Origin of the sequence: Periweissella fabalis, assembly GCF_012396505.1 — a bacterium.
GTDB lineage: Bacteria > Bacillota > Bacilli > Lactobacillales > Lactobacillaceae > Periweissella > Periweissella fabalis.
The window spans coordinates 94,327-118,355 of sequence record NZ_JAAXPN010000005.1; the positions used below are offsets into that span (position 1 = coordinate 94,327).

Genomic DNA, 24,029 nt, shown 5'->3' on the forward strand with positions numbered 1-24,029 from the left:
TAAATGGATTTTGTTGCTTTTGATTTTGAAACGGCTAATGCTAGTCGGAATAGTGCAGTCTCACTAGCACTAACTGTAGTCCGTAATGATCGTATTGTTGATGAATTTTATAGTTTACTTAATCCACATACTGACTTTCACTGGCGGAATATCAAAATTCATGGTATTCATGCTAGTGACGTTACTAATGCCCCAACGTTTAATGAATTATGGCCAGTTATTGCACCATTTTTTGAACCTGATAAATTAGTTGTCGCCCATAATGCTACTTTTGATAACAGTGTCTTAAAAGCTTCACTATTAGCTAATCAAATTCAAGTGCCGTCATATCAATCACTAGACACTGTACGCGTGGCTAAAAAAGTATTTCCTAATTTAGATAATCACAAGTTAAACACAGTTGCTAAATATCTACGTATTCCGCTTGATCATCACCATAATGCACTTGATGATAGCGTTGCTGCTGCTAATATTTTATTAAATATTAACCGTCAATTTGGTCCTAGTATTATTCAACCGTTTATCAAAACACTGGAATAGCAGTGAAATTATTTAACGAGAATGACAAATTTAAATATAATATGTGTTTCAAGAAAATACTATTCATTATATGTCTTATCTAAACACTTCTACGATAGTTAGTTATAAAGTTATTAACCATGTATTATTAAGTATTAAAAGTCAGGTAATATACTAGTAAAAATCCCAGGAAAAAATTGAATTCTCCTGGGATTTTTTGTGTATACTTTACATATATCAAACTCTTGAATCGGGTTTTAATAACCATTTGCTACTAAAGTGAATAGTTGTATCACATTGATTTTAAAATAGTTAATTGTATAGCTAGTCTTATATTATTTAAGGCCTTAATTTTTCTCAGCTCTGTATCTAATTAATTGTCCTATTATAAAAAGCCATGTAACTATCATTAATATCTCAATTACATGTTGTAAAAATAAAGGCTTAGTTATTAATTGGATTTCATGTTTACCTGGTGCTAGTTCAACGTTAATTGTACCTCGTTGTGAAAGTGTATATTTTTTTCTTTACCATTATCTAAAAATTGATATTGATTTTTGTAATTTAAAATTGGTAAGTCAACCATTTGACTTTTTCCACTATTAACAACACTAAATTTAACAATATTATATTGCTGTATTGGCATTTTAATAAACTTAACAGTGTTATCTTTACTTAAGATAATTTGATTTGCAATTGATTGTCGATGATTAAAACTAATTTTAGGCCAATAATCTTGTAAATTACCTACCGTTCGTAAATAATTTAGAAAAATTGGCATTGTCTTATCATTAATAACAATCGTACTCACATTTGTTGGTTGCACTGTGGTTATTTGCTGATAAGTTGCAAAACGTGCATTAGCTAAACGTTGCTCTGCTCGTAAATTAACACTTAATATTGCTGCTAAAATTATAAATAATCCCCACCAATGATATCTTTTAAATACTACTAGTACATTTTCAAATACATATGCACCAGTAATAGCAATAAAAATATTCGCAATTACTAAGAACCGGGATGGAAACTGAATAATTGTAATCGGTGTCTTTTGAAATATTGCCCATGGAAAAAGATTTGTGGTTACAAAAATAGATACTAACATTAAAATATATGCATAAACATATATTTTGGGTGCGCGTTTTACCAAGAAAACAAACCCAATTATAATCACAATTGAAACAAATCCAGTATCAATCCCAATATAATTATGCCAATTATAATCAATTAATTGCTTAATTGGAATAGATCCCTGTACTAGTTGATGAGCAGTTGGTGTTACAATGTAACCTTTTAACTTTATTAAATTACTAAATAATGGTAAAGCGACTATCAAAACTAAGATGCCACTTTTAATACAATTAATAGTTGCTTGACGCCAATTTTTGTAATCTACAACTAAACTTATTAACCATGTAAGAATCACAAGACCAATCGCAATAAATCCTGATAATACATGTGAATACAATATCAAACCAATTCCAGCTGCTAATAAGTAACTACCTATCTTTTGCTTCGTTACAAAAAGTTTGTATAAACCTAAAATAACTATCGGGAAAAAAGTCATAGCAATCCATTCACCAACGGCAAAACGAATAAAAATATTTGTTAATCGATAATTAGAAAAGGTGTAGAGTATTGTAAAAAGTAACGATGCAGATATCTTACCGCTAAAATTTTTGAAGCAGTAATATCCTATACTCAAGGTTAAATATGTAAATAAAATTACTCCTAAATAAAAGCTCATTACTAAGCTATGTGTAAAATAGAAAAAAATTGCAAACGGGAATAATAATATATTCGGATAGAAATTTTGAACTGCACTCCCAACATTAGCAAAGCTATATAAATTAATAATGTCATTATGGTTATGGATAGCATTAATAAATTCACTGATACGATTTAAATGCCATAATGCGTCATCCCCCATAACAATTGACCCTGTTTTTGCAAACACCATAGTAAAAATAATTGCTATTAATACAAAAAAGATGTTTACATACAGATTATGCCTAAAATTTTTATTTTTTAACACGTCCGCACTCCTTATTTTTGATAATTCTATTAATTATATGTTACTTTGTTTATTTTTAGTAGCCTTTTAATTAAAATGAACTATGCTTGGTTTCGATAATTAGAGTGTGCTAAAAGTCGAGCCTTCTTAATAAATATACACAAAAACCAGGAAAAATAATTTCCTGGTTTTTGTGTATATTTTGAATATATCAAATTTTTGAAATACATTTTAACTGCAATTTAATACTAGCAAATAATTATATTACAACTTATTTTTAATTAATGTGATAAAAACTCGTTTAAAACTGCATTTTCAGCATAATTGATTGACTGTCGTAAATTCATGGCCGTCTTACTAGTTATCTGTTGTGTTTCTTGAAGTAAGTTTACCCCTTCACGCTGAGTGTTTAATGCAACCATTGCTAATTCTGAATATTGTTGTTTAGTATCAATAGAATCAACTTGATTTCTTAATTTAATTTTTTCAATACGATTTCGATATTGAATAATCAAATTATAAACTGCTTGATGTTTATACTGATGTTCGCGATTATGTTGTTCAATATATTCTGACAAACCCTTGATAGCTGCTTTAGCCATCTCATGCCTTGCAAGATCATATTGCGCACGTAATTCAGCCGTGTGTCCATCACTAAGCCAAATTCTTAATAATCGGAAAAAACTACGAATTGAACGTTCAATCCATTTACTTGAAAATACGAAATGTTGTTGTAAATAACTTTCTAATTCTCTTTCTTGGCGCTCAATTTGACGAAGTTCAGAATGATATACCAATGGATCAATCCGTTCTTCAGCTAGTAGTCGCATCAAACATTGCCGTTCGATATCAAAGCCTACACTACGAACTTCAATTTCCTCTTTAATTACCGGAGCGATTTCTGCATCAGTGTGCGCTTGTAATTGTAGTTTTCGAATTAAAAACTGATATTTTAAAATAATATCATAAACTGTCGTTTGATTATTTTCACGGCGCTTGCCTTCTAATGTTCGAATTGCCATTTGAAGGGTAAAAATACGCGCATCTTTTTCATTCATTTTTACAATAGTTTCTGTCTCAGAATCATCATCAATTACTAATTCATCATCGTCATCATCAAAAGTTACTTTACCAATTTTATCAGCAACAAATGGCAATGTAATTATGGCAATTATTAAACTAAATAGAATTGCCAAAGCCGCAATCCCTATCATTAATTCACGCATCGGAAATGGAGCCCCACCTTCGACTGCTACAGGAACTGATAATATTCCGGCCATGGTAATCGCACCACGAACCCCAGTTAATCCTGATAGTACCGCTACTTTGAATGAAACCTGTGCAGAGCTATCTTTGGTAATAGCTTTCCTAATTAATTGGCCACCGTAAACCCATAAGACGCGAATTACAAAAATAATAAGCCAAACTATAAATGCATATAAGATGACTGTTAACAAATCAAAATCATTTTTACTAGTATTAATCTGTGTTGCCAATGGTAATTCAATACCTAAGATAACAAATAATAACCCATTTAGTATGTAAGAAATAATATTCCAAGAGTTAACTGCAATCAATGATAGTTCAGGTGAATCTCCAATTTTTTTACTATCGTGTAAATTAGCCAAAATTCCGGCTGCTACTACGGCAATAACTCCTGAAGCGTGGGATCCTTCTTCAGCAATGAAAAATACAACAAAAGGAGTAATTAATTGTAAGACAACATGAAAGATAATATCATCAATACCCTTCATCAATAAATAATCACGTGCAGCATTGATAATTTGCATTGCCAGTAGCCCAACAATGATTCCTAAAACTGTTGTTGTAAACATTGAACTAAAGATATTTATCGCTGAACTAAATGTGAAGTGAAATGTTGCACTAACAGTAGCTGCAACCGCAAATTTAAATGCCACTAATCCACTAGCGTCATTAATTAGACTTTCACCAGCAACCAAGTGCATAATGTTTTCTGGTAAATGAACCGATTTCCCAATTGCATGCACTGCGACCGGATCAGTTGGTGATAAAATAGCTGCTAAGGCAATAGCTGCCGTTAGTGGCATTTCTGGTATTAATAGATTAATTAAATATCCACCGACTCCGGTTGTAATTAAAACTAAAATAATCGCATTTCCAAAAATTGGGCCACGTAATTCCCACAATTCACGCTTTGGAAAGCACCATGCATCGTTAAATAGTAACGGTGCAATGAATAATAATAGGAACCAACTTGTTTCTAGTTTAATAGAAACATTTAATGTCAAGGCAACTAAAATTCCTAGTGCAATCTGGATAATGCTTACTGGAATTTTAGGTAACACCTGACCAATAACATGTGAAGTAATCACAAGAACAATTAGTAATAATACTAATTCTAAAATTGGCATCTAATATCCCCCTGTCAATTTATTTGTACTATTTAAGTTTAGCATACTATTAGAATTTATTTAGACTATGTGGTTAAAAAAGATTATTTGATTTTATATAATCTTGTAAATTGATTTAAAATACATCATACCTGCACGAAATAAAATAGCCAGCGAAAATAAATTTTCACCAGCCATTTTGCTATTATTTCTAATATTACCCTTAATTAGGTTTTAATCATCACCTAAAATACGTACTTCAGTCTCAAGTTTAACTTTATCTTTAGCCCAGACCGTTTCTTGAACATGTTTGATAACTGCTAAAAAATCTTTAGCAGTTGCATTGTTAATGTTAACAACAAATCCCGCATGTTTTTTTGACACTTCTGCTCCACCAACACGATAGCCTTGTAAATTAGCTTCCATAATTAGTTTACCGGCAAAATAGCCAACAGGGCGTTTAAAAGTTGATCCTGCCGAAGGAAGTTCAAGTGGTTGCTTAGATGCACGCCGAAAGTTTAAGTCGTCCATCACGGCCCTAATTGCCCTTTTATCTCCCGGTTTGAGTGTGAAATAAGCACATAATACAACATCATGATTATGTTGCATGATGCTATCACGATAAGCCAACTTTGCTTCTGCTAAAGTATATGTTTTAAACTCACCTTCGCGCGTCAAAACATCAACTTTACTCATAACATCCTTAGTTTCACCACCGTAAGCACCAGCATTCATAAAAATAGCTCCGCCAATTGAGCCAGGAATACCAGCTGCCCATTCAAGTCCCATTAGCCCTTCTCGGTAGGCAAATTCTGAGGTTGCAATTGTTAATTCTCCGGCCATAGCTGCAATTTCGTTGCCTTGTCTCTTGATGCCTAAGAGTTTCGTCATCATTAATACTAATCCTCGAATGCCACCATCTTTAATGATTAAATTTGATGAATTACCTAAGACAGTCAATGGCAATTGTACTTGACGTGCATAATCAACTAAAACTTTTGTTTCAGCAATCGTCGTAGGAAATGCTAACCAATCAGCTGGTCCACCAATTTTTGTATGCGTATATTTATTTAATGGTTCATTTTTTAAAATTTCAATTGTTGGAAACTTTTGCATCAAATCAGTTGTCATATCTTAACCTTCTTATTTTATAATTCCAAATAATCATTTTACACCCATACGTTAGTATTAGCTGTGCAACTATAGGTAATTTTAGCTCAAATCTAAACAAAAAAGCTAGACCCGCATTGCGAATCTAGCTTCACTTGTAAAGCACATGCTTTTTAATTAATGGAAGATACAGGGCTCGAACCTGTGACCCTCTGCTTGTAAGGCAGATGCTCTCCCAACTGAGCTAATCTTCCAAATGACTATACATAAAATTATAGCACAGTCATATTTATTTACAAGGCTTATTTTTAACTTTTACCAAACTTAGCCTTTTGATCAGGTGTTAAGCGCCATTGGAAGTAATGATCTGCTAATTCAAGATTATTAATTAAATTATCTTGACTAAATTCTTTAGCAACATTGTTACGTAATTCTGTTTCTAACAAACCACTCAACTCTTCCCATAAAGGACCAACCCCTAACATGATTTTAAGCTCACCTTGTTCAGCATGATGCTTAGTTTTAAAAATAATTTGGATTCGAGCTGCAAAACTACGGTAAACAATAAAATCCGCTGTTAGAGCATCTTCTGTCCATGAAAAAGCCGGAAAAACAACTACCGATGTCCCAAAACGATCCTCGATAGCTTCTGTTACAATTTGCTGTACTTCTACTAAATATAAATCTCGTAGTTCATCATTTTGCCCACTGGGACTAACTGCTTCTATTTTCTTTTTAAAAATCATTTATCCACCTTCTATTTCATTGATACATTATTTATTGATATATACTTTCACGTTGATCATAGATATATTGTGCAATATTATAACGCCGTTTAAGTTCATATGCATCAGTTAAAAATTCGCTATTTGGTAAAAAGTATTGAAATTCACGATTTTCTTCTAATGCTGATTTCAATACTGTCATAACCTTTTCAATCTCTGCTTTTTCTAAAACTGCTTGGCGTGCTCGACGAACATCCTGTACTAACGTATCATATAACAATCCTGTGCGTACAACGTACTCTGCTGAATGATTAACAATTTCAACATTTTCATTTGGAATCACAAACACTGGCGTTGCTAATAACTTGACCGGGTTAATTTTCTTAAGTTCAGGTGCATCAAATAACACACCTTCAACTGCTGCAATGTGTAAATCATTCTGATTAGTTACATTTTCTTGTGTGGCACCAATTCGATTCCATTGCCCATCTTTACTAATTGTCAAACGTTGATCTTGATTTTTATTAGCACCATAATTTTTGACTTCTAACACATGAATTCCAAACATTGAAATCACAATAAAATCAATTTCGGTTGCCCCAACAACATTGCCATTAGTATCAAATTCGGGTAACGTCGGATTTTTAATATATTGTAAATGGTGTTGTTCAAGCTTGGCTTGCACAATTTGTTCACCACGTACCCCATAATAACGTCCACGTTGCTCATAATTCATCTTACGAATCATAACCTGTAAATTTTGCAGTTCTTCAAGTTGCTTTCGTTTAGGCAAAATATTACGTTTAATTAGCATTGATTGTAAAGTTGTTTCATCTTCAAATTTATTACTTAATTCAACAGTCAAAGAAATCCATTCATTAATAGTTGATAGCATTGAAGCTGGTTGGACATCATTATCAATACCAAATTTATTTTGCATCGCATTCAAGGCTTCATATGCGGCTGTCATATTCGTATTAATTGCCGTAACACCTGGCACCGGTAATTTTTTGCGTGATGATTTATAACCACCTTGTTCTAAACACTGTTTTAAGTTTTTAACTAATTTGCTTTCATCTCGAGCAACTGGATTTGCATGTAGGCGCTGATTCTCATCATATTCTGTTTCAAATTCAACTAAATCTCCCACTTGTACCGGCTGATAATTAGCCCATGACAACAGAAAGAAAATTGATTGATTATCCTCACTTTGAATAAAGCCATACCCTCCAGTATGCCGACGATGGTCATAAGGCACGATTTCTCGTACTTTACCATGAAATTCCATTTTACATCCTCTTAAATAAAGCGAAAACGACTATCTTCTTATCGAATTTAGTCGTTTAGTCACTTACACCTTCAATTATTTGTTAATTATCTTAATTGTTCATCAATCTTTGCTTGTATCCCTGGCTCCACTTGTTCAAGTGCGGCTCCTAAAATTTCTCGAGCATTACCAAAATCAAAATGATTTTGGTAAGCTAGTAAAGCATCATTATACGCGGTAGCAATCGCTTTATTCTTCATCCGATAACGATTTGATGATTGAAATAATTGTTCAGCAAATTTAGCATCGTAATATAATCGATCTGTTGCATGCGTTAATGTGACAATATCAGATTGAATATTATCTAATTGTGCTTTTATCTCATGCATATTGATATGTGAATTTTGCATTATGCGATCTAAGCGATCAATTTGATTAATAATTTTTTCATATAATTGCCGGTAATCAATGGGTAATCCTGGTAGATTCCAATGTTCAACCTCACGTTTAATATCTCGGACTGTAAACGCAGCTGCTTCAAATTGTTTTTGTGCATCTTTTTCAAGATCTTTAAGTCCTTGAAGTTCTTCCCAAATATCTTGTTGCTTAGTCTCAACATTAGTTAAAGCATCTTCAAATTTTGTAAATTGTTGACCAATTTGACTATAAATTGCTTTACCAAACTGCATATCCAATACCGTTTGGCGATATTCAGTTTCAATTTGCTTAATTTGCTGAGCAAACTCTTGAGTTTTTGCTTCTTCACGATCAGTTAAAATATATCGTTGACCAATTCGATCAAGTTCAATCATTAATAAATGATTTTGATGTCGTGCGTGATTGATAAAAGTTTCAACTTGTTTTTTACTGTGACTAACAGCTTTTTTAGCATCCATTTCAACTTGAAATTGAGCATATAAGCTATCAATTTGTTTTGAAATAACTTCAGTATTTGCACTAGCTTCATCAATTGCTAAGTCACGTAACATATTGTTTGAAATTACTCGGCTAGTCTCAATTTCTTTAATCTCAGTTAATATGCGCTTATTTGGAAATAAATAACCATCGGCTGTTAATTGTTGATAGGCTGCTTCAAGTTCCTTAATTTGCGCTGGAAAATCTGTTTGTAACTGCTTTTCGACAGATGGAATTTGTTCAATTATTTGTTCTAAGTGTTCGGTTTCAGAATGTAATTGCGTATAAATATCCGAAGCAGCGGTGTGATCCCCTTGTTCAGTTAAACGCGTAAACTCATCGAAATCGTCTTCTAAATTAGCTAACATTTCTTCTAATTTATCGATTGATTCCCCAAATTCAAAATTACGCGTTAATAACGTTTTACGTAACGCTTGATATTCTACTTCTAAATTTTTAACTGCTTCACGATGCTCTGCATCAACTCGTTGTAATTCTTCAATTCCTTGGCGAACTTCCACGATATGTGCAGCGATGTCGTCAAGGAACGTATTTAAACTTTTTAAACTTTGTTTTGCTTTAACGACATTCCAACCTTTACTTTCAAAAAGAACATCCTCTGCATTTTGATCAAATGTTTTAAAATCAACATCTTCAATTTGACTATATTCGGCTTGTAAATCATCAAAACTTTTTAATGATTGTCCAGTTAAACTAAGTTTTTTACCTTCGACCAGACTTAATTTAGTATCCAATTCCGTTAATTTTTGTTTTTTATCCTGTAGTTCTTTAACTTTTTTTGTTGTGGTGCGTTGCATCACAAAAATTACCACGTATACAACAATTGCAACAATTACAATCCCTATAATTACACGTAAAGGCCCGCTATTCATAAATAATCCTTTCGTAATCTAATTTTACTAACTTGTTTTTTAGACAAGTTACCTTTTGAATAAGTATAGCACATCAAGAGTTCTATACTAAAAATACATTCAAGAAATTTGCATAAATAGTACCCGAATATTTAAATATCTATCTCAAAACTTTCACAAAAAAATCTAGCCAAAACATTTGTTTTGCCCAGATTTTAAAGTTAAATTTAATTCTAATACCAACCGGTACGTAAGATATGCATCCATGCCCAATAAGGGCTCCCATATCGTGCACGAATGTAGTTCATCCCTTGCCAACCTTGGTCAAGTGCATTTCGTCCCCAAACATTTGTGGTTTGGAATAATCCATAGTAGCGACCATTACGTGCATTAATATTCCACCCCGATTCACGAGTAATAATTCGGTTAAGATAATATTGTTGTGATCCATCCCAATGGTAATAACGTTGCGCTGCCCAAAAGATAGTTGCTTTATCAGAAGCTACAGAAGCCTCTGCATGTTTATTATTAGTAGCAACAATCGCCATCATTAAGGCGAATGTAACTGTCAAAATTTTAATTAATTTAATGAGTTTATTGTTATTATTTTTTTTCATACCTACAATAGTACTATTAGTCCGTTTCATAAGTGTTATCAAAAGATGCCAATTCAACAACGGATATTTCATTTATGTAACATTAAAAAATTAATATTACATTGGGGCGTCATTCTAAAATAGAAAAAACACCTAACAACCGACTAAGTCAACTGTTAGGTGCAAATTAGTGCGTCCGGAGGGAGTCGAACCCCCATTGCTAGAACCGGAATCTAGAGTGATATCCATTACACTACGGACGCATATTTAAACAACATACTATATTATACACGGTTGTACCAAAATTGTACAATGTTATTTTTAATTTGAAACTTTCCATTACACTTTACAAAATAATAGTATATAATATTAACAATTTGATTAAGAAGGAGTTTTACATGAGTACATCAATTGAAACAATTCCTTTTTGGGATTATTCTAACACACTCGGTCCAAATCAATGGGCTTCTCTTTGTCCAGAATTCGCTACTGCTGCAGCTTATCAATACCAGTCACCTATTGCATTTAATACTGCTAATTGTCTTTCGGGTTCAGCATTGAATTCACTAATAATTAATTATCAGGAACAATTGTTTACAGTTGATAAATTTACACAAAGTATTCATCTTGTTCCAGATACATTTAGCAATTCTCTTCAGTTTGATAATAAAACGTATCAATTACAAGACATTCATGTGCATATGCCAAATGAACACGTCATCGATGGTGTCATGCAGCCACTTGAAATTCACTTTGTTCATCGTAATGAAAACCAAGAGATCTTGGTTATGGCTTTATTTGTAAAAATTGGTGAGAATGGCCCTAAGTTACCGACAATAAGTTGGACTAAAGATACTAAATTAAGTCTAAATCCTGCTTCATTGTTAGGCCCTACTACTCATTTCTTTAATTATTCAGGATCACTAACAACCCCACCTACTAACGGACCGGTTACTTGGCTACTATTAAAAGACATCCAGACCGCTTCTGCTACGTGGCTTGATAGTATTCGTCAAGAACTTCCATGTGGGGACAATAATCGACCTACGCAACCACTTAACGGTCGCCATGTCCATATGTATTAATCTATGTAGGAAAACGTTTTTCCTTTGGTAAACGTTTTACATTAAATTAGTAATAATATTTATCAAAAAAATAAAATAAAAACCTGAAGAGCATTTGTTTGTTCTTCAGGTTTTTATTTTATTCATAATCAAATTCTAGTGAAGGATCAGCATTTAAACTCCAATCACCACGGCGGCCTTGACGGAAAAATATCTCGCCGGCCGCACCAATCATGGCAGCATTATCACCAGCTAATTTTAAAGGTACCGGAATAAAGTCGGTGTTTGGAAATTCAATAAGCATATCATTTAATGCCGCACGTAGCCCTTGATTTGCAGCCACTCCTCCTCCTAACAATAATTGTTTTACTGGGTATTGCTTTAAAGCTGTTTTAGTTTTATCGACTAAAACATCCACAACTGCAGCTTGAAAACTTGTTGCCAAGTCATCTTTATTCAATATCTCATTGCGTTGTTCTGCATTATGGTAAGTATTAATAAATGCTGACTTCAAACCTGAAAAACTAAAATCATATGTACCATCATTTTCCATAGCTCGTGGGAACTTAAATGTGTCCTTACCACGATGAGCCATCTCATCAATTGTTTTACCGGCAGGATAAGGGATTCCCATTACACGGCCAACTTTGTCATAAGATTCCCCAGCAGCATCATCACGTGTTTCACCAATAATTTTGAAGGTGCCTTCCTCAGGTAAGTACACTAATTCAGTGTGGCCTCCACTAACCAATAATGCCAATGCAGGGTACACGATGGGTTTAACAAAACGTGCTGCCATAATATGACCAGCTAAGTGACTTGTCGGAACAAGCGGTAAATTATGGGCCCAGGCAATTGTTTTAGCAGCTGTTAAACCAATTAATAGTGATCCAACTAAACCTGGTCCATAGGTTACTGCCACTGCATCTAAATCTTTATAAGTTACCTCAGCATCAGCTAAAGCTTTTTCAACTAAAATTGTAATTTGTTCAATATGATGGCGACTAGCAACTTCTGGGACTATACCGCCAAATCGCTGATGAGATTTAATTTGTGTGGCAATCTCGTTACTTAAAATTTCTGTTCCATCTTTAACAACCGCAACACTTGTTTCATCTGCGCTTGATTCAAATGCTAATATAATACTCACAATATTTTCTCCATAATTAAGGCATCATCAATAGGATGCTGGTAATAAGATTGACGTTGTGCAATTTCTTGAAAGCCTAATTTGATATAAAGCTTTTGAGCTGCTATATTTTTTGCTCGAACTTCTAATAAAACACGGATGCCATCATCAAACAAGCTAAACCATTCTTTCAAAAGAAGCTCGGCCATATGTTGCCGTTGAAAGGCTGGCAAAATAGCAACATTAGAAATCGACAATTCATCAATAATCAATGTTCCAGCAACAAAACCAATGGGTTGTTCGTCGACTGTTAGGACTAAATAAGAAGCATGTTCATTGGCTAGATCATGGTGAAACACATCACTACTCCACGGCGATCCATGATAAGCTACATCGGCAATATTATATACCTCATTTGCATTAACCGGTTGCCGGTATTTATATTTCATCTAATTTTTATCCTCACTGAGTAGCAAAGCCATTTTTAAAGCATCTTCATGATCACCAAAATAGTAACCAGCAGAAATTCCCTGTGATTCAAAGCCCAACTCGCTATATACTTTATGAGCTTTGGTATTTGAGACTCGAACTTCTAACGATACTTGGCATGCATTAATCTGACGTGCTTTATCAATAATAACATTTAATAAAAAGCTCCCGATGCCACGACATTGCCAACCCGGTAATACTGCAATGTTTGTAATGTGCATATCTTTAGTCCCACGCGAATAACTCGAACCAATAAAAGCAATTAATTGATCATCCTTACGAATCACCAAGTATAGCCGGTCATGTTTTCGATGTAACTCACTGATAAAAGCTTGTTTATTCCAAGGTGTCGCTCCATTATAAACTGCTCGTTCAATATCTAGTATCTCGTCGATATCTGAAACTTGTGCTCGGCCAACATAATACATTAAACCATTAATATTTACTTGGTAAGCTTTCATTGCCATTGCGGCTTGTTGCTCGTTAACACCAATAATATTATCAAATAACCGCTTAAATTTCTTGTGTAAGTGGTCTTTAGTTAACTTCTTCAACATAGTTCTGTCCTATTTCATTGGGATGTGCTGCTTGCCAATCAGCTTCAGCTTGAGATACACGTAAATAATTAGGAACAAATAAATGTGGTGATAATATTGGCACCATATTTGACCCAATTTGAGCCAGACGAGCTCCTTGTGGCCGATTTTCATCATCCTTACCAAAACTGACCCGTGATCCAAATATTGTCGCTAACCGTTCCGCAAAGCCTTCATATTCTCCAATAATCCGAATTGCTCCGCTAGTTGTTGTTAAGAAAGCTATTAAATCGTTAATATTAGTATGCTTATCCGGCCAAATCACTTGCCCATCTTGATAGACTGCGCTATATAAATTATCATTTCTCGCATCAAAAATTGGCACAACTAGTACTTTTGGATTATCAATATTTGCTGCTAGTGTCATTAAACTTGAAACACCAACCAATTCAATATTTAATGTTGTCGCTAGTGTTTTAGCTGTTGTCACTCCAATTCGAACACCCGTATATGACCCCGGTCCCTGAGCGACCACGATACGGTCTAATTCAGCTGGTTGCCACCCTACTGTTTGCATCATTTCTACAATTAGTGGTAATAACTGCAAGCTATGATTACGGCTCTGATTAGTTTCACGATGTGCTAATACCTGGCCGTTAGCATATAATGCCACGGCCAAAGGCTGATTAGATGTATCAATTGCCAATATTTTCACTTCTTTTATCTCCTATAACACCCATTCTATTTATCGTTTCAGTGTCTATGATAGCACGATATTTAACGACTTTAAATTGCTTTTAAATTAAAAAAGATGAATAAATAAAAGACTTACATCTCTATTCATTCATCCATATAATATATTAATTAATAATTTTTCGCCATTTAAGACTTGCTTCGGTATTTATCGACTCACCAACTTTAATTTGATGGACGGTAGTCATTTGGTTATCAAATACTTGAAAATGGCTTTCCACTTCTTGACCGTAGCGAACCTCTGTGGCGTACTTGATATTTAGATTAACTAATTCATGACTTTGTAAAAATTCGGTGCCTAAAGGATCAATTAGCCAATCAAAGTACTGTGCATTATTAACATGTTGATTTGAATCGATATCCAAATAGCGAACATGATAAGCTTGCTTGACCGTAGGCAGTGTTGCGTCAATAGTTTGAGGTGCAGGAATCTTATCAATGTACTTTACTTTAGTTGCTTGATAAGCATCCATAATATCTTGTGGAATTCGAATCATTTTTCGTTGTTCCATATCAATCATCGCAAAAATGGATTTAATTTTTACTAACTCTTCACCTGTTGAAGTTTCTAACCAAAAATTGCGGACTGCAAAATACGGATTATATTCTTGGGCCTGAGTTTTAATAACAATTACATCGCCATTTTGGGGCCGCTTAGTGATATGTAAATCATATTGTAAAACAACCCAACCATTCTTGTTAGCATGGACTTGTTCTTCTCCTTGACCAAGTAATTTACTTTGGTTAGCGGAAGCTAAAATCGCCAAATTAAAAATCATTGGAATTGATAGCTTGCCTGTCTGATCAGTTTCGTAATAAACTATTTGATGTTCCTGCGAAAATATTTCACCACTCATTATTCTTCTCCATCATCAAGTTCATGATAAATATTATAAACTTGCTGTTTTTTCAAACCACGATTTTTTGCAACCACTTTGATTGCATCATTTGGTTTATTTCCCTGATTAATCAATTGATTAACATAGTCCACAATTGATAAATCATCAGTTTCGTTGATTTTAGTATCTAATTCGGGATTTTCATTTCCAGCTAAAATCATAACAAACTCGCCACGAATCTCATTTTCCTGGGCCCATTGGCTGACTTCAGCTAATGAACCACGAATAAATTCCTCATATCGCTTTGTTAATTCACGTGCTAGTACAACTTGGCGCTCAGCACCAATTACCGCTATCATCGTTGCTAACGTCTTTTTCAAACGGTATGGAGATTCATAAAAAATCATTGTTTCTTCACGATTGGCAAGTCCTGCTAACGTAACCTTTTGCTCTGTTGCCTTACGACCCAAAAAACCATAAAAATAAAATGGTTGTGGTACTAAACCGGAGGCAATTAAAGCAGTTAACCCAGCATTAGCTCCTGGTAACGGAATAACTGCAAGCCCAGCTGCAATTGCGGCTTCCACTAATTCAGCCCCTGGATCAGATATCGACGGCATCCCCGCATCACTAACTTGAGCAATATTTTCACCAGCTATCATTTTATCAATTAGTTCTGGAATCCGCATTTGTGTGTTATGTTCGTGAAATGAAATTTGTTTAGTTTGAATCTCAAAATGATTTAATAGCTGTTGTGTATGGCGAGTATCTTCAGCTGCAATTAAATCTACTTCCTTTAATATATTTAATGCACGAAAAGTCATATCCTCTAGGTTCCCAATCGGTGTCGGTACTAAATATAATGACCCCGTCACTTGTTTGGCAAAACTTGATTGCGTATGCATAATATCTCCTTATGAGTTGCTACCATAAATAATGTCTAAACATTCCAAACAAGACTCTCCATCATCAAGGCGGCGTCCATATGATGGATTACAAATATGAAAGCCCGATTCATATAATTTTCGTAAATTTTCACGTGAGCGTGATAATCGTGGCTGCTTTTTAGCATTTTGTTTAGTCATTATTTGATTACGTAAATGTTCATTTTCAATTGTTAATTCCGCATTTTCTTCAATTAATGTACTAATTAACTGTTTCATTTCTGTGGTTTCGGTAATTAAAGTTTGTAACTCTATAATTACATCCGAGAATTTATCATAAATCTGTTTTTTTTCCATTGCTTGAATTCTCCATTAATTAGCTATTTTAAAATTATAAATTAGCTAAAATTTTTAAAGTAAGCGCCTCTAAAGTCGTTTGAATATTGATATTCATTTGTGCGTCTTGACGAGCTTGTAAAACAATATCAACAAATACTATGCGCTTAGTTAGTGCAATTTTTTGTCCTAATATACCTAACTTTTGGCGATTATCTTCAAAAACTAATTGTCGACTATCCTCAATTATTAAAAGGTCTCGAAAAATAAACATCATGCTATCCAAAATATTATTTGCAGTAAATGGTAATTCTGGATCTTGTAACAGTGGGATAAAGCCTGTTTGAACCATCGCAAAAGCTGCACTGTCACCTTGCAACAAAACATTAAACCAACGCCAAATTAAATTATTTAACTTGGTGATTGAACCATTTGTTAGCCATTCTTGAGCAATATCAGCATCACCAGTTAACCGTAATGCTAATCTAACTTCAGCTAGCTGATAGTTATTTTTTAATTGTTCTTCAATTTTTTTAAAACCTGGTAGCTCAAATTCAACAATTTGAGTTCGTGAAATAATTGTCGGTAACAACAAACTCCGGTTTTCAGTTAATAGGATAATCACTGTGTCACCAACTGGTTCTTCAATGAATTTAAGTAAACTATTTTGAGCACTAACTGTCATTGTATCAGCCCGATAAATAATCAAAATTTTGTGAGTACCTTCAACCGCACTTTTGGTAAACTCTTGCTTAAGTAGCCGAATTTCGTCCACTTTAATCGTTGCTTTTTCGGATTTTATATTAATGACATCGGGATGCTCACCAGCTTTTATTCGCCGACAGTTACGGCATTGACCGCATGGTTGATCAGCTCTTAATTCCTGACAAAAAAGGCGCATAGCAAGCCACTGTGCCATGACTTCCTGACCTGCACCTTTGGGACCATTGAACAAATATGCATGGGCAAGTTTTTGTTTTGTAATGGTTTTATTAAAATACGCCATAATTATTTGATCATTGGGCATTGATTGCTCTTTATTTGCTATTTGGTTCACAATTTACTCCTACAACTTAAAAGTGATAAAAGCCTTCAATTGGAAGAACAAACACTGTTGCACCACCGACTTCAACCTCAATTGGAAATGATGAACCAGAATCAATAATTGAATCCATACTCAATGGTGGTGTCATAAATTGTTTCCGAGCACGTGAATAAGTCTTAACAATTTCAATAACTTCTTCAACTCGTTCATCATCCACTCCAATCATGAAGGTGGTATTTCCTGAACGTAAAAAACTTCCTGCTGAATTAAGGCGTGTTGCTTGTACACGTGCTTTAGCTAATTCGCTACTAACTTTATTACTGTCCTTGTCTTGGACAATCGCCATAACCATTTTCATCATATAACCCTACTTTCTGAAATATAAGTTAAATTATTTAATTTTATAAATTCAACTCTGGATAACGGAGAATAATCGCTTCAAGAGCGTCTGCAACAACATTTTCAAAAGGTTGCGCTGCATCAATTAAAATAATTCGTTGTGGATAAGTTGCTTGTAAATTTAAATATGCCTCGCGTACTCTTTTGTGAAAACTCAAAGATGCTTGATCTAAACGATTAATTTCATCTGCTCGGAAGTTTTGAATACGCGCTAAGCCAACCTCTGACGGAACATCAAAATATAGTGTCAAATTAGGCATCAGACCTTCTGTGGCAAATTTGTTCATTTGCCACACTTCATCAGCACCAATTTGTCGTCCAGCTCCTTGATAAGCAACTGAACTATCAACAAATCGATCACAAAAAACAAATTTATTTTCATCTAGTGCTGGTTGAATAATTTCCCTAATATGTTGCCGCCGTGCCGCTGCAAATAATAGTGCCTCAGTCCGTGCATCCATTTCGGTATTTTGTGTATCCAAAATCACATTGCGAATTGCTTCGGCAATTTGCGTACCCCCCGGTTCTCGAGTAACAACTAGCTTTGGACCCAGTCTAGCTGAGAGTTTAGTTATTATTTCGTTTAATACGCTTGTTTTCCCGGCTCCGTCAGGGCCTTCGAATGTTATAAATATACCCGCCAATGATTTCACTTCCTGTTCAACTATTAATAGATTAATTTTACTTGAAATTAGTTAGCTTGTCTATGCAATGCAATTTAGAATTAAGTATCAATAGGCGTTCATATACGCCAAACGCCGTACGAATAAATTTTCGCACGGCGTTTTAATAAATATTTAATTCTACATACGGAACGGTTTGATTACATCATACCGCCCATGGCAGCAGCTTGGGCAGCTGCATCCGTACCAGTTGGCTTAGGTTGTTCAGCAACTACTGCTTCAGTTGTAAGTAATAATGCAGAAACTGAGGCTGCATTTTGTAACGCAGAACGGGTCACCTTTGTTGGATCAACAATTCCAGCTTTAACCATATCGACCCATGTATCATCAGCGGCATTGTAACCAATTCCAATTTCTTGTTCCTTCAACTTATTAACAATCACTGAGCCTTCAAGACCAGCATTAATGGCAATTTGGCGCACTGGTGCTTCAAGAGCTCGTTTAACGATGTTAATCCCTGTTTGGACATCCCCAGATTCTTCAAGAGCTGCTACTGCTGGAATAGCATTAACAAGAGCAGTTCCACCACCAGACACAAACCCTTCTTCAACAGCGGCACGTGTGGCATTCAATGCATCTTCAATGCGATACTTGCGTTCTTTTAACTCAGTTTCAGTTGCAGCTCCGACGTTAATAACAGCAACACCACCGCTTAATTTTGCAAGACGTTCTTGTAACTTATCACGATCAAATTCAGAAGTTGTTTCTGCAATTTGACGCTTAATATTTTCAACTCGTTCAGCAATTGCTGTCTTATCACCGTGGCCTTCAACAATCGTTGTGCTATCCTTAGTCACTGTAATCTTAGCAGCTTGTCCTAATTGTTCAAGCGTAGTATCTTTTAGGTTTAAACCTAAATCTTCCGTAATTACTTGACCACCAGTCAATGTTGCAATATCTTCAAGCATGGCTTTACGACGATCACCAAAGCCAGGTGCTTTAACAGCAACAACATTAAATGTACCACGCATCTTATTTAGCACAAGTGTTGGTAAAGCTTCACCTGTAATATCATCGGCAATAATTAATAATGAACGACCTTGTTCAACAATTGCTTGAAGTAGTGGCAAGATGTCTTGGATATTACCAATTTTTTTATCAGTAATCAAGATATATGGATTGTCTAAAGAAGCTTCCATCTTATCATTATCGGTGACCATATATTGTGACATATAACCACGATCAAATTGCATTCCTTCAACTACGTCAAGTGAAGTTTCAATTCCTTTAGATTCTTCAATAGTGATAACACCATCGTTACCAACCTTTTCCATTGCGTCAGCGATTAATGCACCAATTTCAGGATTAGCTGCAGAAATTGATGCTACTTGAGTGATATCATCTTTAGTCGCAACTTCATGTGACATCTTATGTAATTCTGCCACAGCTGCCTTAGTTGCTAATTCAATTCCTCGACGAATACCAACTGGATTAGCACCGGCAGTAACATTTTTAAGTCCTTCATTTACAATTGCTTGTGTTAAGACTGTAGCAGTCGTTGTTCCGTCTCCAGCAATATCATTAGTTTTAGATGCTACTTCCGCAACTAATTTAGCACCCATATTTTCGAAGTGATCTTCTAATTCAATCGCTTTGGCAATTGTTACCCCATCATTAGTGATAGTCGGTGCACCATATGATTCTTCTAAAACGACATTCCGTCCCTTAGGACCAATTGTTGTTTTAACTGTATTTGCTAATTTATCAACACCACGTTGCATTGCACTACGGGCATCTTCAGAAAATTTTAAATCTTTAGCCATTATTATTTACCTCGTCTACTTTGGTTAATTAATCAACAATTGCAATAATATCTTTTTCATGAACAACTAAATATTCGTTGTCATCGTATTTAACTTCGCTACCTGCGAATTTATCAAAGATAACCGTATCACCTTCGTTAACTGTCAGATGAGTAATCGTTCCGTCTTGCAACAAGTAACCATTTCCAACTGCTACTACTTTAGCAGTCATTGGTTTTTCTTCAGTAGCTCCGGCAATCACAATGCCTCCAATACTTTTTTCTTGTTCTTTTTCAACTTGTAAAATAACGCGATCTCCAAGTGGTTTTAACACGTTACACACCTCCAAAAATGACTTTTATTGTAATTAGCACTCTTGTTATCAAAGTGCTAATTACAATATATATACTATCACGATGAATAAAGATTGCAACAGTTAAAGGTCAAATAAAGTCAAAAATTTTGTTAACAAATACAAGAAAATATGCCATAAATATTTTCCAACAGTAATTTCTAGTTAAAACGTACTTCAAAATCTTGATATACTTCAACATATACACAAAAATCCCAGGGAATTTCATTTTCTTCCCTAGGATTTTTGCTAATTACCTTTTATCACACTTACCGTAAAGAATATCTAAACCTTTAATTTACTTGATTTCATTATCGGCATAATTTTCAATAAAGTAAATTAATGTTTGTAATTCATTCGTCAAATCAACGTTTTGCACTCGTACATTACTTGGAACAGTTACTCGTAAAGGTGTGAAATTTAAAATTCCCTTAATACCAGCTTCAACCAGTTTATCCGTAATCTCTTGTGCATTCATTTGTGGAACTGTTAAAATAGCAATTTCAATTCGTTGATCGTGAATTTGACTTACTAATTCCGAAATGTCATACACAGGTACGCCGGCTTGAATTGTATTAATTAATTCACTATCAATATCAAAAACTGCTGAAACACGCATATTTGAATTTTTATGAAAATTAAAATTCAATAATGCTTGACCAAGATTACCTAATCCAACTAAAGCCACATTAGTAAGAGTATCTTGATTCAAAATTTTAGAAAAGAAATCTAGTAAACTGGCAACATCATATCCATATCCGCGCTTGCCTAAGGCTCCAAAATAAGAAAAGTCTCGGCGAATCGTTGCAGCATCGAACTTAACAGCATCAGATAATTCAATTGATGAAACCCGGGTTTTACCAGCATCAAGCAAAAACTTAAGATAGCGATAATAGATTGGTAAACGTTTTGCCGTTGCTTTAGGGATTATTGGGTCGTTCATCGTACATTCCTCCACGTCACAAATTTTCAATACATTGTGAACTTAAACTCATATTAGATGATAGCACAATTATTCAATTTGTGAAACAAAAAGCAAATTTGATTTCACAAACTTTTTTCAAAACCTATGGTAAAATTTAGATATTAGATAATGATTTGAGGTAAAATAATGATTTTGTTACAAGCACAACAGATTGAGCGCCGATTTGGTGCTGAGGTTCTGTTTACCAATGTACAACTAGAAATCCAAGAGCATGCTCGAGTAGCCTTGGTCGGCCGAAATGGAGCCGGAAAATCAACCTTGCTTAAAATTTTAGCTAATTTAGAAGCACCTGACGAAGGAAATGTTACTACTAAAAAGGATTTGACTGTTAGCTATTTAGCTCAAAATTCTGGCCTAAATTCTACTAACACTATTTGGGAAGAAATGCTCTCGGTATTTGATAACGTCCGGAGTATTGAGAAACAGATGCATGTTTTGGAAACACAGATTGCTGATCCAAGTAGTTTTAAAAAAATCGAGTATGATCAATTACTCACTCGCTATGATCAATTACAGCACGATTTTAGTATGTTAAATGGTTATGGCTATGAAGCAAGTATTCGTAGTATACTACATGGATTTAACTTTACTCCTGAACGTTTTGATAGTTCCATTAGCTCACTTAGTGGAGGTCAACGGACTCGCCTAGCTCTTGCAAAAGCATTGCTTGAAAAACCTGATTTGTTAATTTTGGATGAGCCAACCAATCACTTGGATATGACTACCTTATCATGGTTAGAGAACTATCTTCAGAGTTACACTGGGGCATTATTACTCGTTTCTCACGATCGATATTTCTTAGACCGCGTAGTTAATGAAGTTTATGATATGAATTTTGGTCATCTTGATCATTATCATGGTAACTATTCAAAATTTTTAGAAATCAAAGCAGAACGCTTAAAAACTGAGATGCGTGCTTTTAATAAGCAACAAAAAGAAATTGAAAAACTCGAAGATTTCGTTAATCGAAACATTGTTCGTGCCTCTACTACAAAGCGTGCTCAGTCACGCCGTAAACAATTAGAACGCATGGAAAAAATAAATAAGCCCATTAGTGATACTACTAAAGCCCAAATTCAATTTTCAACTGATCTTGAAAGCGGGAATGAAGTACTACGTGTCCGTGATGCAAGTGTTGGGTATACCGCAAATAATATCTTGTCTACACCTATTAATTTTGATGTTGATAAAAATCATGCTATTGCAATCGTTGGACCTAATGGTGTCGGTAAATCAACCCTACTTAAAAGTATTTTAAACATAATCCCTTTTATCTCCGGGAGTGTTAAAATTGGTGCTAACGTTACAATTGGCTACTATGATCAAGAACAACAAACTTTACATGAACATAAAACGGTCTTAGCCGAATTATGGGATGAACATCCTACTACTTCTGAAAAAGATATTCGTTCAATGCTTGGTAGTTTTCTTTTTAGTGGAAATGATATTGATAAAAAAATTAGCAATCTTTCTGGTGGTGAGCGTGCCCGAGTTATGCTTACTAAACTATCAATGGATCACGACAATTTTTTAATTTTAGACGAACCTACTAACCACTTAGATATTGATTCTCGTGAAGTACTTGAAAATGCAATCAATGAATTTAACGGAACTGTTTTATTTGTTTCACATGATCGTTATTTCATCAATCAGGTTGCGACTGAAATTATTGAAATTACCCCGAATGGTTCAACTTTGTATATCGGCGATTATGATTATTACACTGAAAAAAAAGCTCAAGAAATATCAATAACTAATAACAAAGTTGCTACTTTAATTGAAGATGATAATAATACAACACAAGATGTTTATCAACAATCAAAAGAACAGCAGCGAGAAATACGTAAGATAAAACGTCAGGTTGATGAGATAGAATTACAAATGCATAAACTTGAAAATCAACAAACTGAAATCGAAGCGCTAATGAATAATCCTGAATACAGTAATGATATTGCTAAACTTACGGATTGGCAAAAAGAGATTGATTCGATCAGTTTACAATTAGAGACATTAATTGAAGATTGGGAACTTAAAAGCATGACTTTAGAAGAAGTTAGTCAATGAGTTTACTTTTAAATTAATAATCCATTGGTGTTATATAAAAAAGACGAGAATAAGTATCTCGTCTTTTTTATATAACACTGATCCTAAATAATCAAAGAAAAAAGACCTACATTATGTAGGTCTTAACATACTCCGGCAGGCGGGCTCGAACCGTCGACAACCTGATTAACAGTCAGGTGCTCTACCAACTGAGCTATGCCGGAATAATATAAGCATGGCGACGTCCTATCCTCGCAGGGAGCGATCCCCCAACTACTTTCGGCGCTACAGAGCTTAACTTCTGTGTTCGGCATGGGAACAGGTGTATCATCTGCGCCATCATCACCACACTATTTACCT

23 protein-coding genes, 3 tRNA genes and 1 rRNA gene are annotated in these 24,029 nt (G+C 34.5%); 3 read left to right on the top strand and 24 right to left on the bottom strand.

From position 1 onward, the window contains the following. Nucleotides 1–3: 3 nt before the first annotated feature. The gene (locus tag HF964_RS05970; RefSeq protein WP_168722138.1) at nucleotides 4–540 is read left to right on the top strand and encodes a 3'-5' exonuclease; all 537 of its coding nucleotides are present in this window, start codon (nucleotides 4–6) and stop codon (nucleotides 538–540) included. 457 nt (nucleotides 541–997) lie between these two features. On the opposite strand, the gene HF964_RS05975 is transcribed toward HF964_RS05970, so the two are convergent. The 9 genes from HF964_RS05975 to HF964_RS06015 all read right to left on the bottom strand — a co-directional run bounded on the left by HF964_RS05975 (nucleotide 998) and on the right by HF964_RS06015 (nucleotide 10,653). Continuing rightward, complete coding sequence (locus HF964_RS05975) at nucleotides 998–2,554, bottom strand: YfhO family protein (protein WP_168722139.1); 1,557 nt, start codon at nucleotides 2,552–2,554, stop codon at nucleotides 998–1,000. Between the two features lie 260 nt (nucleotides 2,555–2,814). After that, nucleotides 2,815–4,926: a cation:proton antiporter gene (locus tag HF964_RS05980; RefSeq protein WP_168722140.1), complete on the bottom strand. Its 2,112-nt coding sequence runs from the start codon at nucleotides 4,924–4,926 to the stop codon at nucleotides 2,815–2,817. 213 nt (nucleotides 4,927–5,139) lie between these two features. Next, complete coding sequence (murB, locus tag HF964_RS05985; protein WP_168722141.1) at nucleotides 5,140–6,036, bottom strand: UDP-N-acetylmuramate dehydrogenase; 897 nt, start codon at nucleotides 6,034–6,036, stop codon at nucleotides 5,140–5,142. A 160-nt stretch (nucleotides 6,037–6,196) separates the two neighbouring features. Continuing rightward, nucleotides 6,197–6,269 (bottom strand) — tRNA-Val (locus HF964_RS05990). Nucleotides 6,270–6,323: 54 nt separating this feature from the next. Beyond that, nucleotides 6,324–6,761: a hypothetical protein gene (locus HF964_RS05995; protein WP_168722142.1), complete on the bottom strand. Its 438-nt coding sequence runs from the start codon at nucleotides 6,759–6,761 to the stop codon at nucleotides 6,324–6,326. Between the two features lie 31 nt (nucleotides 6,762–6,792). Continuing rightward, a complete protein-coding gene (locus HF964_RS06000) occupies nucleotides 6,793–8,028 on the bottom strand; it encodes a nuclease-related domain-containing protein (protein WP_168722143.1) in 1,236 nt (411 codons plus the stop codon). An 86-nt stretch (nucleotides 8,029–8,114) separates the two neighbouring features. Further along, nucleotides 8,115–9,815, bottom strand: a complete 1,701-nt coding sequence (locus HF964_RS06005) for a septation ring formation regulator EzrA (protein ID WP_168722144.1) — start codon at nucleotides 9,813–9,815, stop codon at nucleotides 8,115–8,117. 212 nt (nucleotides 9,816–10,027) lie between these two features. Then, nucleotides 10,028–10,411: an aggregation-promoting factor C-terminal-like domain-containing protein gene (locus HF964_RS06010; RefSeq protein WP_168722145.1), complete on the bottom strand. Its 384-nt coding sequence runs from the start codon at nucleotides 10,409–10,411 to the stop codon at nucleotides 10,028–10,030. 170 nt (nucleotides 10,412–10,581) lie between these two features. Beyond that, nucleotides 10,582–10,653, bottom strand: a tRNA-Arg gene (locus HF964_RS06015). Between the two features lie 135 nt (nucleotides 10,654–10,788). Here HF964_RS06015 and HF964_RS06020 point away from each other — a divergent pair. Further along, nucleotides 10,789–11,475 carry a carbonic anhydrase family protein gene (locus HF964_RS06020; protein WP_168722146.1) on the top strand — a complete coding sequence of 229 codons (687 nt, stop codon included), beginning with the start codon at nucleotides 10,789–10,791 and terminating at the stop codon, nucleotides 11,473–11,475. Nucleotides 11,476–11,593: 118 nt separating this feature from the next. Here HF964_RS06020 and tsaD read toward each other — a convergent pair whose 3' ends face one another. The 13 genes from tsaD to HF964_RS06085 form a co-directional block, all read right to left on the bottom strand. Further along, complete coding sequence (gene tsaD, locus HF964_RS06025) at nucleotides 11,594–12,604, bottom strand: tRNA (adenosine(37)-N6)-threonylcarbamoyltransferase complex transferase subunit TsaD (RefSeq protein WP_250786652.1); 1,011 nt, start codon at nucleotides 12,602–12,604, stop codon at nucleotides 11,594–11,596. Then, nucleotides 12,601–13,032, bottom strand: coding sequence for a ribosomal protein S18-alanine N-acetyltransferase (gene rimI, locus HF964_RS06030; RefSeq protein WP_168722147.1), 432 nt, complete (start codon nucleotides 13,030–13,032; stop codon nucleotides 12,601–12,603). Before rimI (HF964_RS06030) ends, tsaD begins: the two co-directional genes overlap by 4 nt. Continuing rightward, the gene (gene rimI / locus HF964_RS06035) at nucleotides 13,033–13,629 is read right to left on the bottom strand and encodes a ribosomal protein S18-alanine N-acetyltransferase (RefSeq protein WP_168722148.1); all 597 of its coding nucleotides are present in this window, start codon (nucleotides 13,627–13,629) and stop codon (nucleotides 13,033–13,035) included. Continuing rightward, the gene (gene tsaB / locus HF964_RS06040; RefSeq protein ID WP_168722149.1) at nucleotides 13,610–14,323 is read right to left on the bottom strand and encodes a tRNA (adenosine(37)-N6)-threonylcarbamoyltransferase complex dimerization subunit type 1 TsaB; all 714 of its coding nucleotides are present in this window, start codon (nucleotides 14,321–14,323) and stop codon (nucleotides 13,610–13,612) included. Before tsaB ends, rimI (HF964_RS06035) begins: the two co-directional genes overlap by 20 nt. 145 nt (nucleotides 14,324–14,468) lie before the next feature. After that, nucleotides 14,469–15,218, bottom strand: coding sequence for an acyl-[acyl-carrier-protein] thioesterase (locus HF964_RS06045; protein ID WP_168722150.1), 750 nt, complete (start codon nucleotides 15,216–15,218; stop codon nucleotides 14,469–14,471). Then, entirely contained in the window at nucleotides 15,218–16,105 is an 888-nt protein-coding gene (gene rsmI, locus HF964_RS06050; protein ID WP_168722151.1) for a 16S rRNA (cytidine(1402)-2'-O)-methyltransferase, read from the bottom strand. The genes HF964_RS06045 and rsmI overlap by 1 nt, the downstream gene beginning before the upstream one ends. A gap of 9 nt (nucleotides 16,106–16,114) precedes the next feature. Then, nucleotides 16,115–16,441 (bottom strand): DNA replication initiation control protein YabA, encoded by a 327-nt coding sequence (locus HF964_RS06055; RefSeq protein ID WP_168722152.1) that lies wholly within the window; start codon nucleotides 16,439–16,441, stop codon nucleotides 16,115–16,117. 34 nt (nucleotides 16,442–16,475) lie between these two features. Next, nucleotides 16,476–17,477, bottom strand: coding sequence for a DNA polymerase III subunit delta' (gene holB / locus HF964_RS06060; RefSeq protein WP_168722153.1), 1,002 nt, complete (start codon nucleotides 17,475–17,477; stop codon nucleotides 16,476–16,478). Nucleotides 17,478–17,493: 16 nt separating this feature from the next. After that, nucleotides 17,494–17,823, bottom strand: coding sequence for a cyclic-di-AMP receptor (locus HF964_RS06065; RefSeq protein WP_168722169.1), 330 nt, complete (start codon nucleotides 17,821–17,823; stop codon nucleotides 17,494–17,496). A 43-nt stretch (nucleotides 17,824–17,866) separates the two neighbouring features. Then, entirely contained in the window at nucleotides 17,867–18,508 is a 642-nt protein-coding gene (gene tmk, locus HF964_RS06070) for a dTMP kinase (RefSeq protein WP_168722154.1), read from the bottom strand. 179 nt (nucleotides 18,509–18,687) lie between these two features. Continuing rightward, complete coding sequence (gene groL, locus HF964_RS06075) at nucleotides 18,688–20,310, bottom strand: chaperonin GroEL (RefSeq protein WP_168722155.1); 1,623 nt, start codon at nucleotides 20,308–20,310, stop codon at nucleotides 18,688–18,690. Nucleotides 20,311–20,338: 28 nt separating this feature from the next. Continuing rightward, a complete protein-coding gene (gene groES / locus HF964_RS06080) occupies nucleotides 20,339–20,623 on the bottom strand; it encodes a co-chaperone GroES (RefSeq protein WP_168722156.1) in 285 nt (94 codons plus the stop codon). A gap of 316 nt (nucleotides 20,624–20,939) precedes the next feature. Next, complete coding sequence (locus tag HF964_RS06085) at nucleotides 20,940–21,584, bottom strand: redox-sensing transcriptional repressor Rex (protein WP_168722157.1); 645 nt, start codon at nucleotides 21,582–21,584, stop codon at nucleotides 20,940–20,942. A 168-nt stretch (nucleotides 21,585–21,752) separates the two neighbouring features. Here HF964_RS06085 and HF964_RS06090 point away from each other — a divergent pair, with 168 nt between their 5' ends. After that, nucleotides 21,753–23,690 carry an ABC-F family ATP-binding cassette domain-containing protein gene (locus HF964_RS06090; protein WP_168722158.1) on the top strand — a complete coding sequence of 646 codons (1,938 nt, stop codon included), beginning with the start codon at nucleotides 21,753–21,755 and terminating at the stop codon, nucleotides 23,688–23,690. Between the two features lie 130 nt (nucleotides 23,691–23,820). On the opposite strand, the gene HF964_RS06095 is transcribed toward HF964_RS06090, so the two are convergent. Both HF964_RS06095 and rrf read right to left on the bottom strand, forming a co-directional pair. Continuing rightward, a tRNA-Asn gene (locus tag HF964_RS06095) sits at nucleotides 23,821–23,893 on the bottom strand. A 9-nt stretch (nucleotides 23,894–23,902) separates the two neighbouring features. After that, nucleotides 23,903–24,019 (bottom strand): 5S ribosomal RNA (rrf, locus tag HF964_RS06100). Between the last annotated feature and the right edge of the window lie 10 nt (nucleotides 24,020–24,029).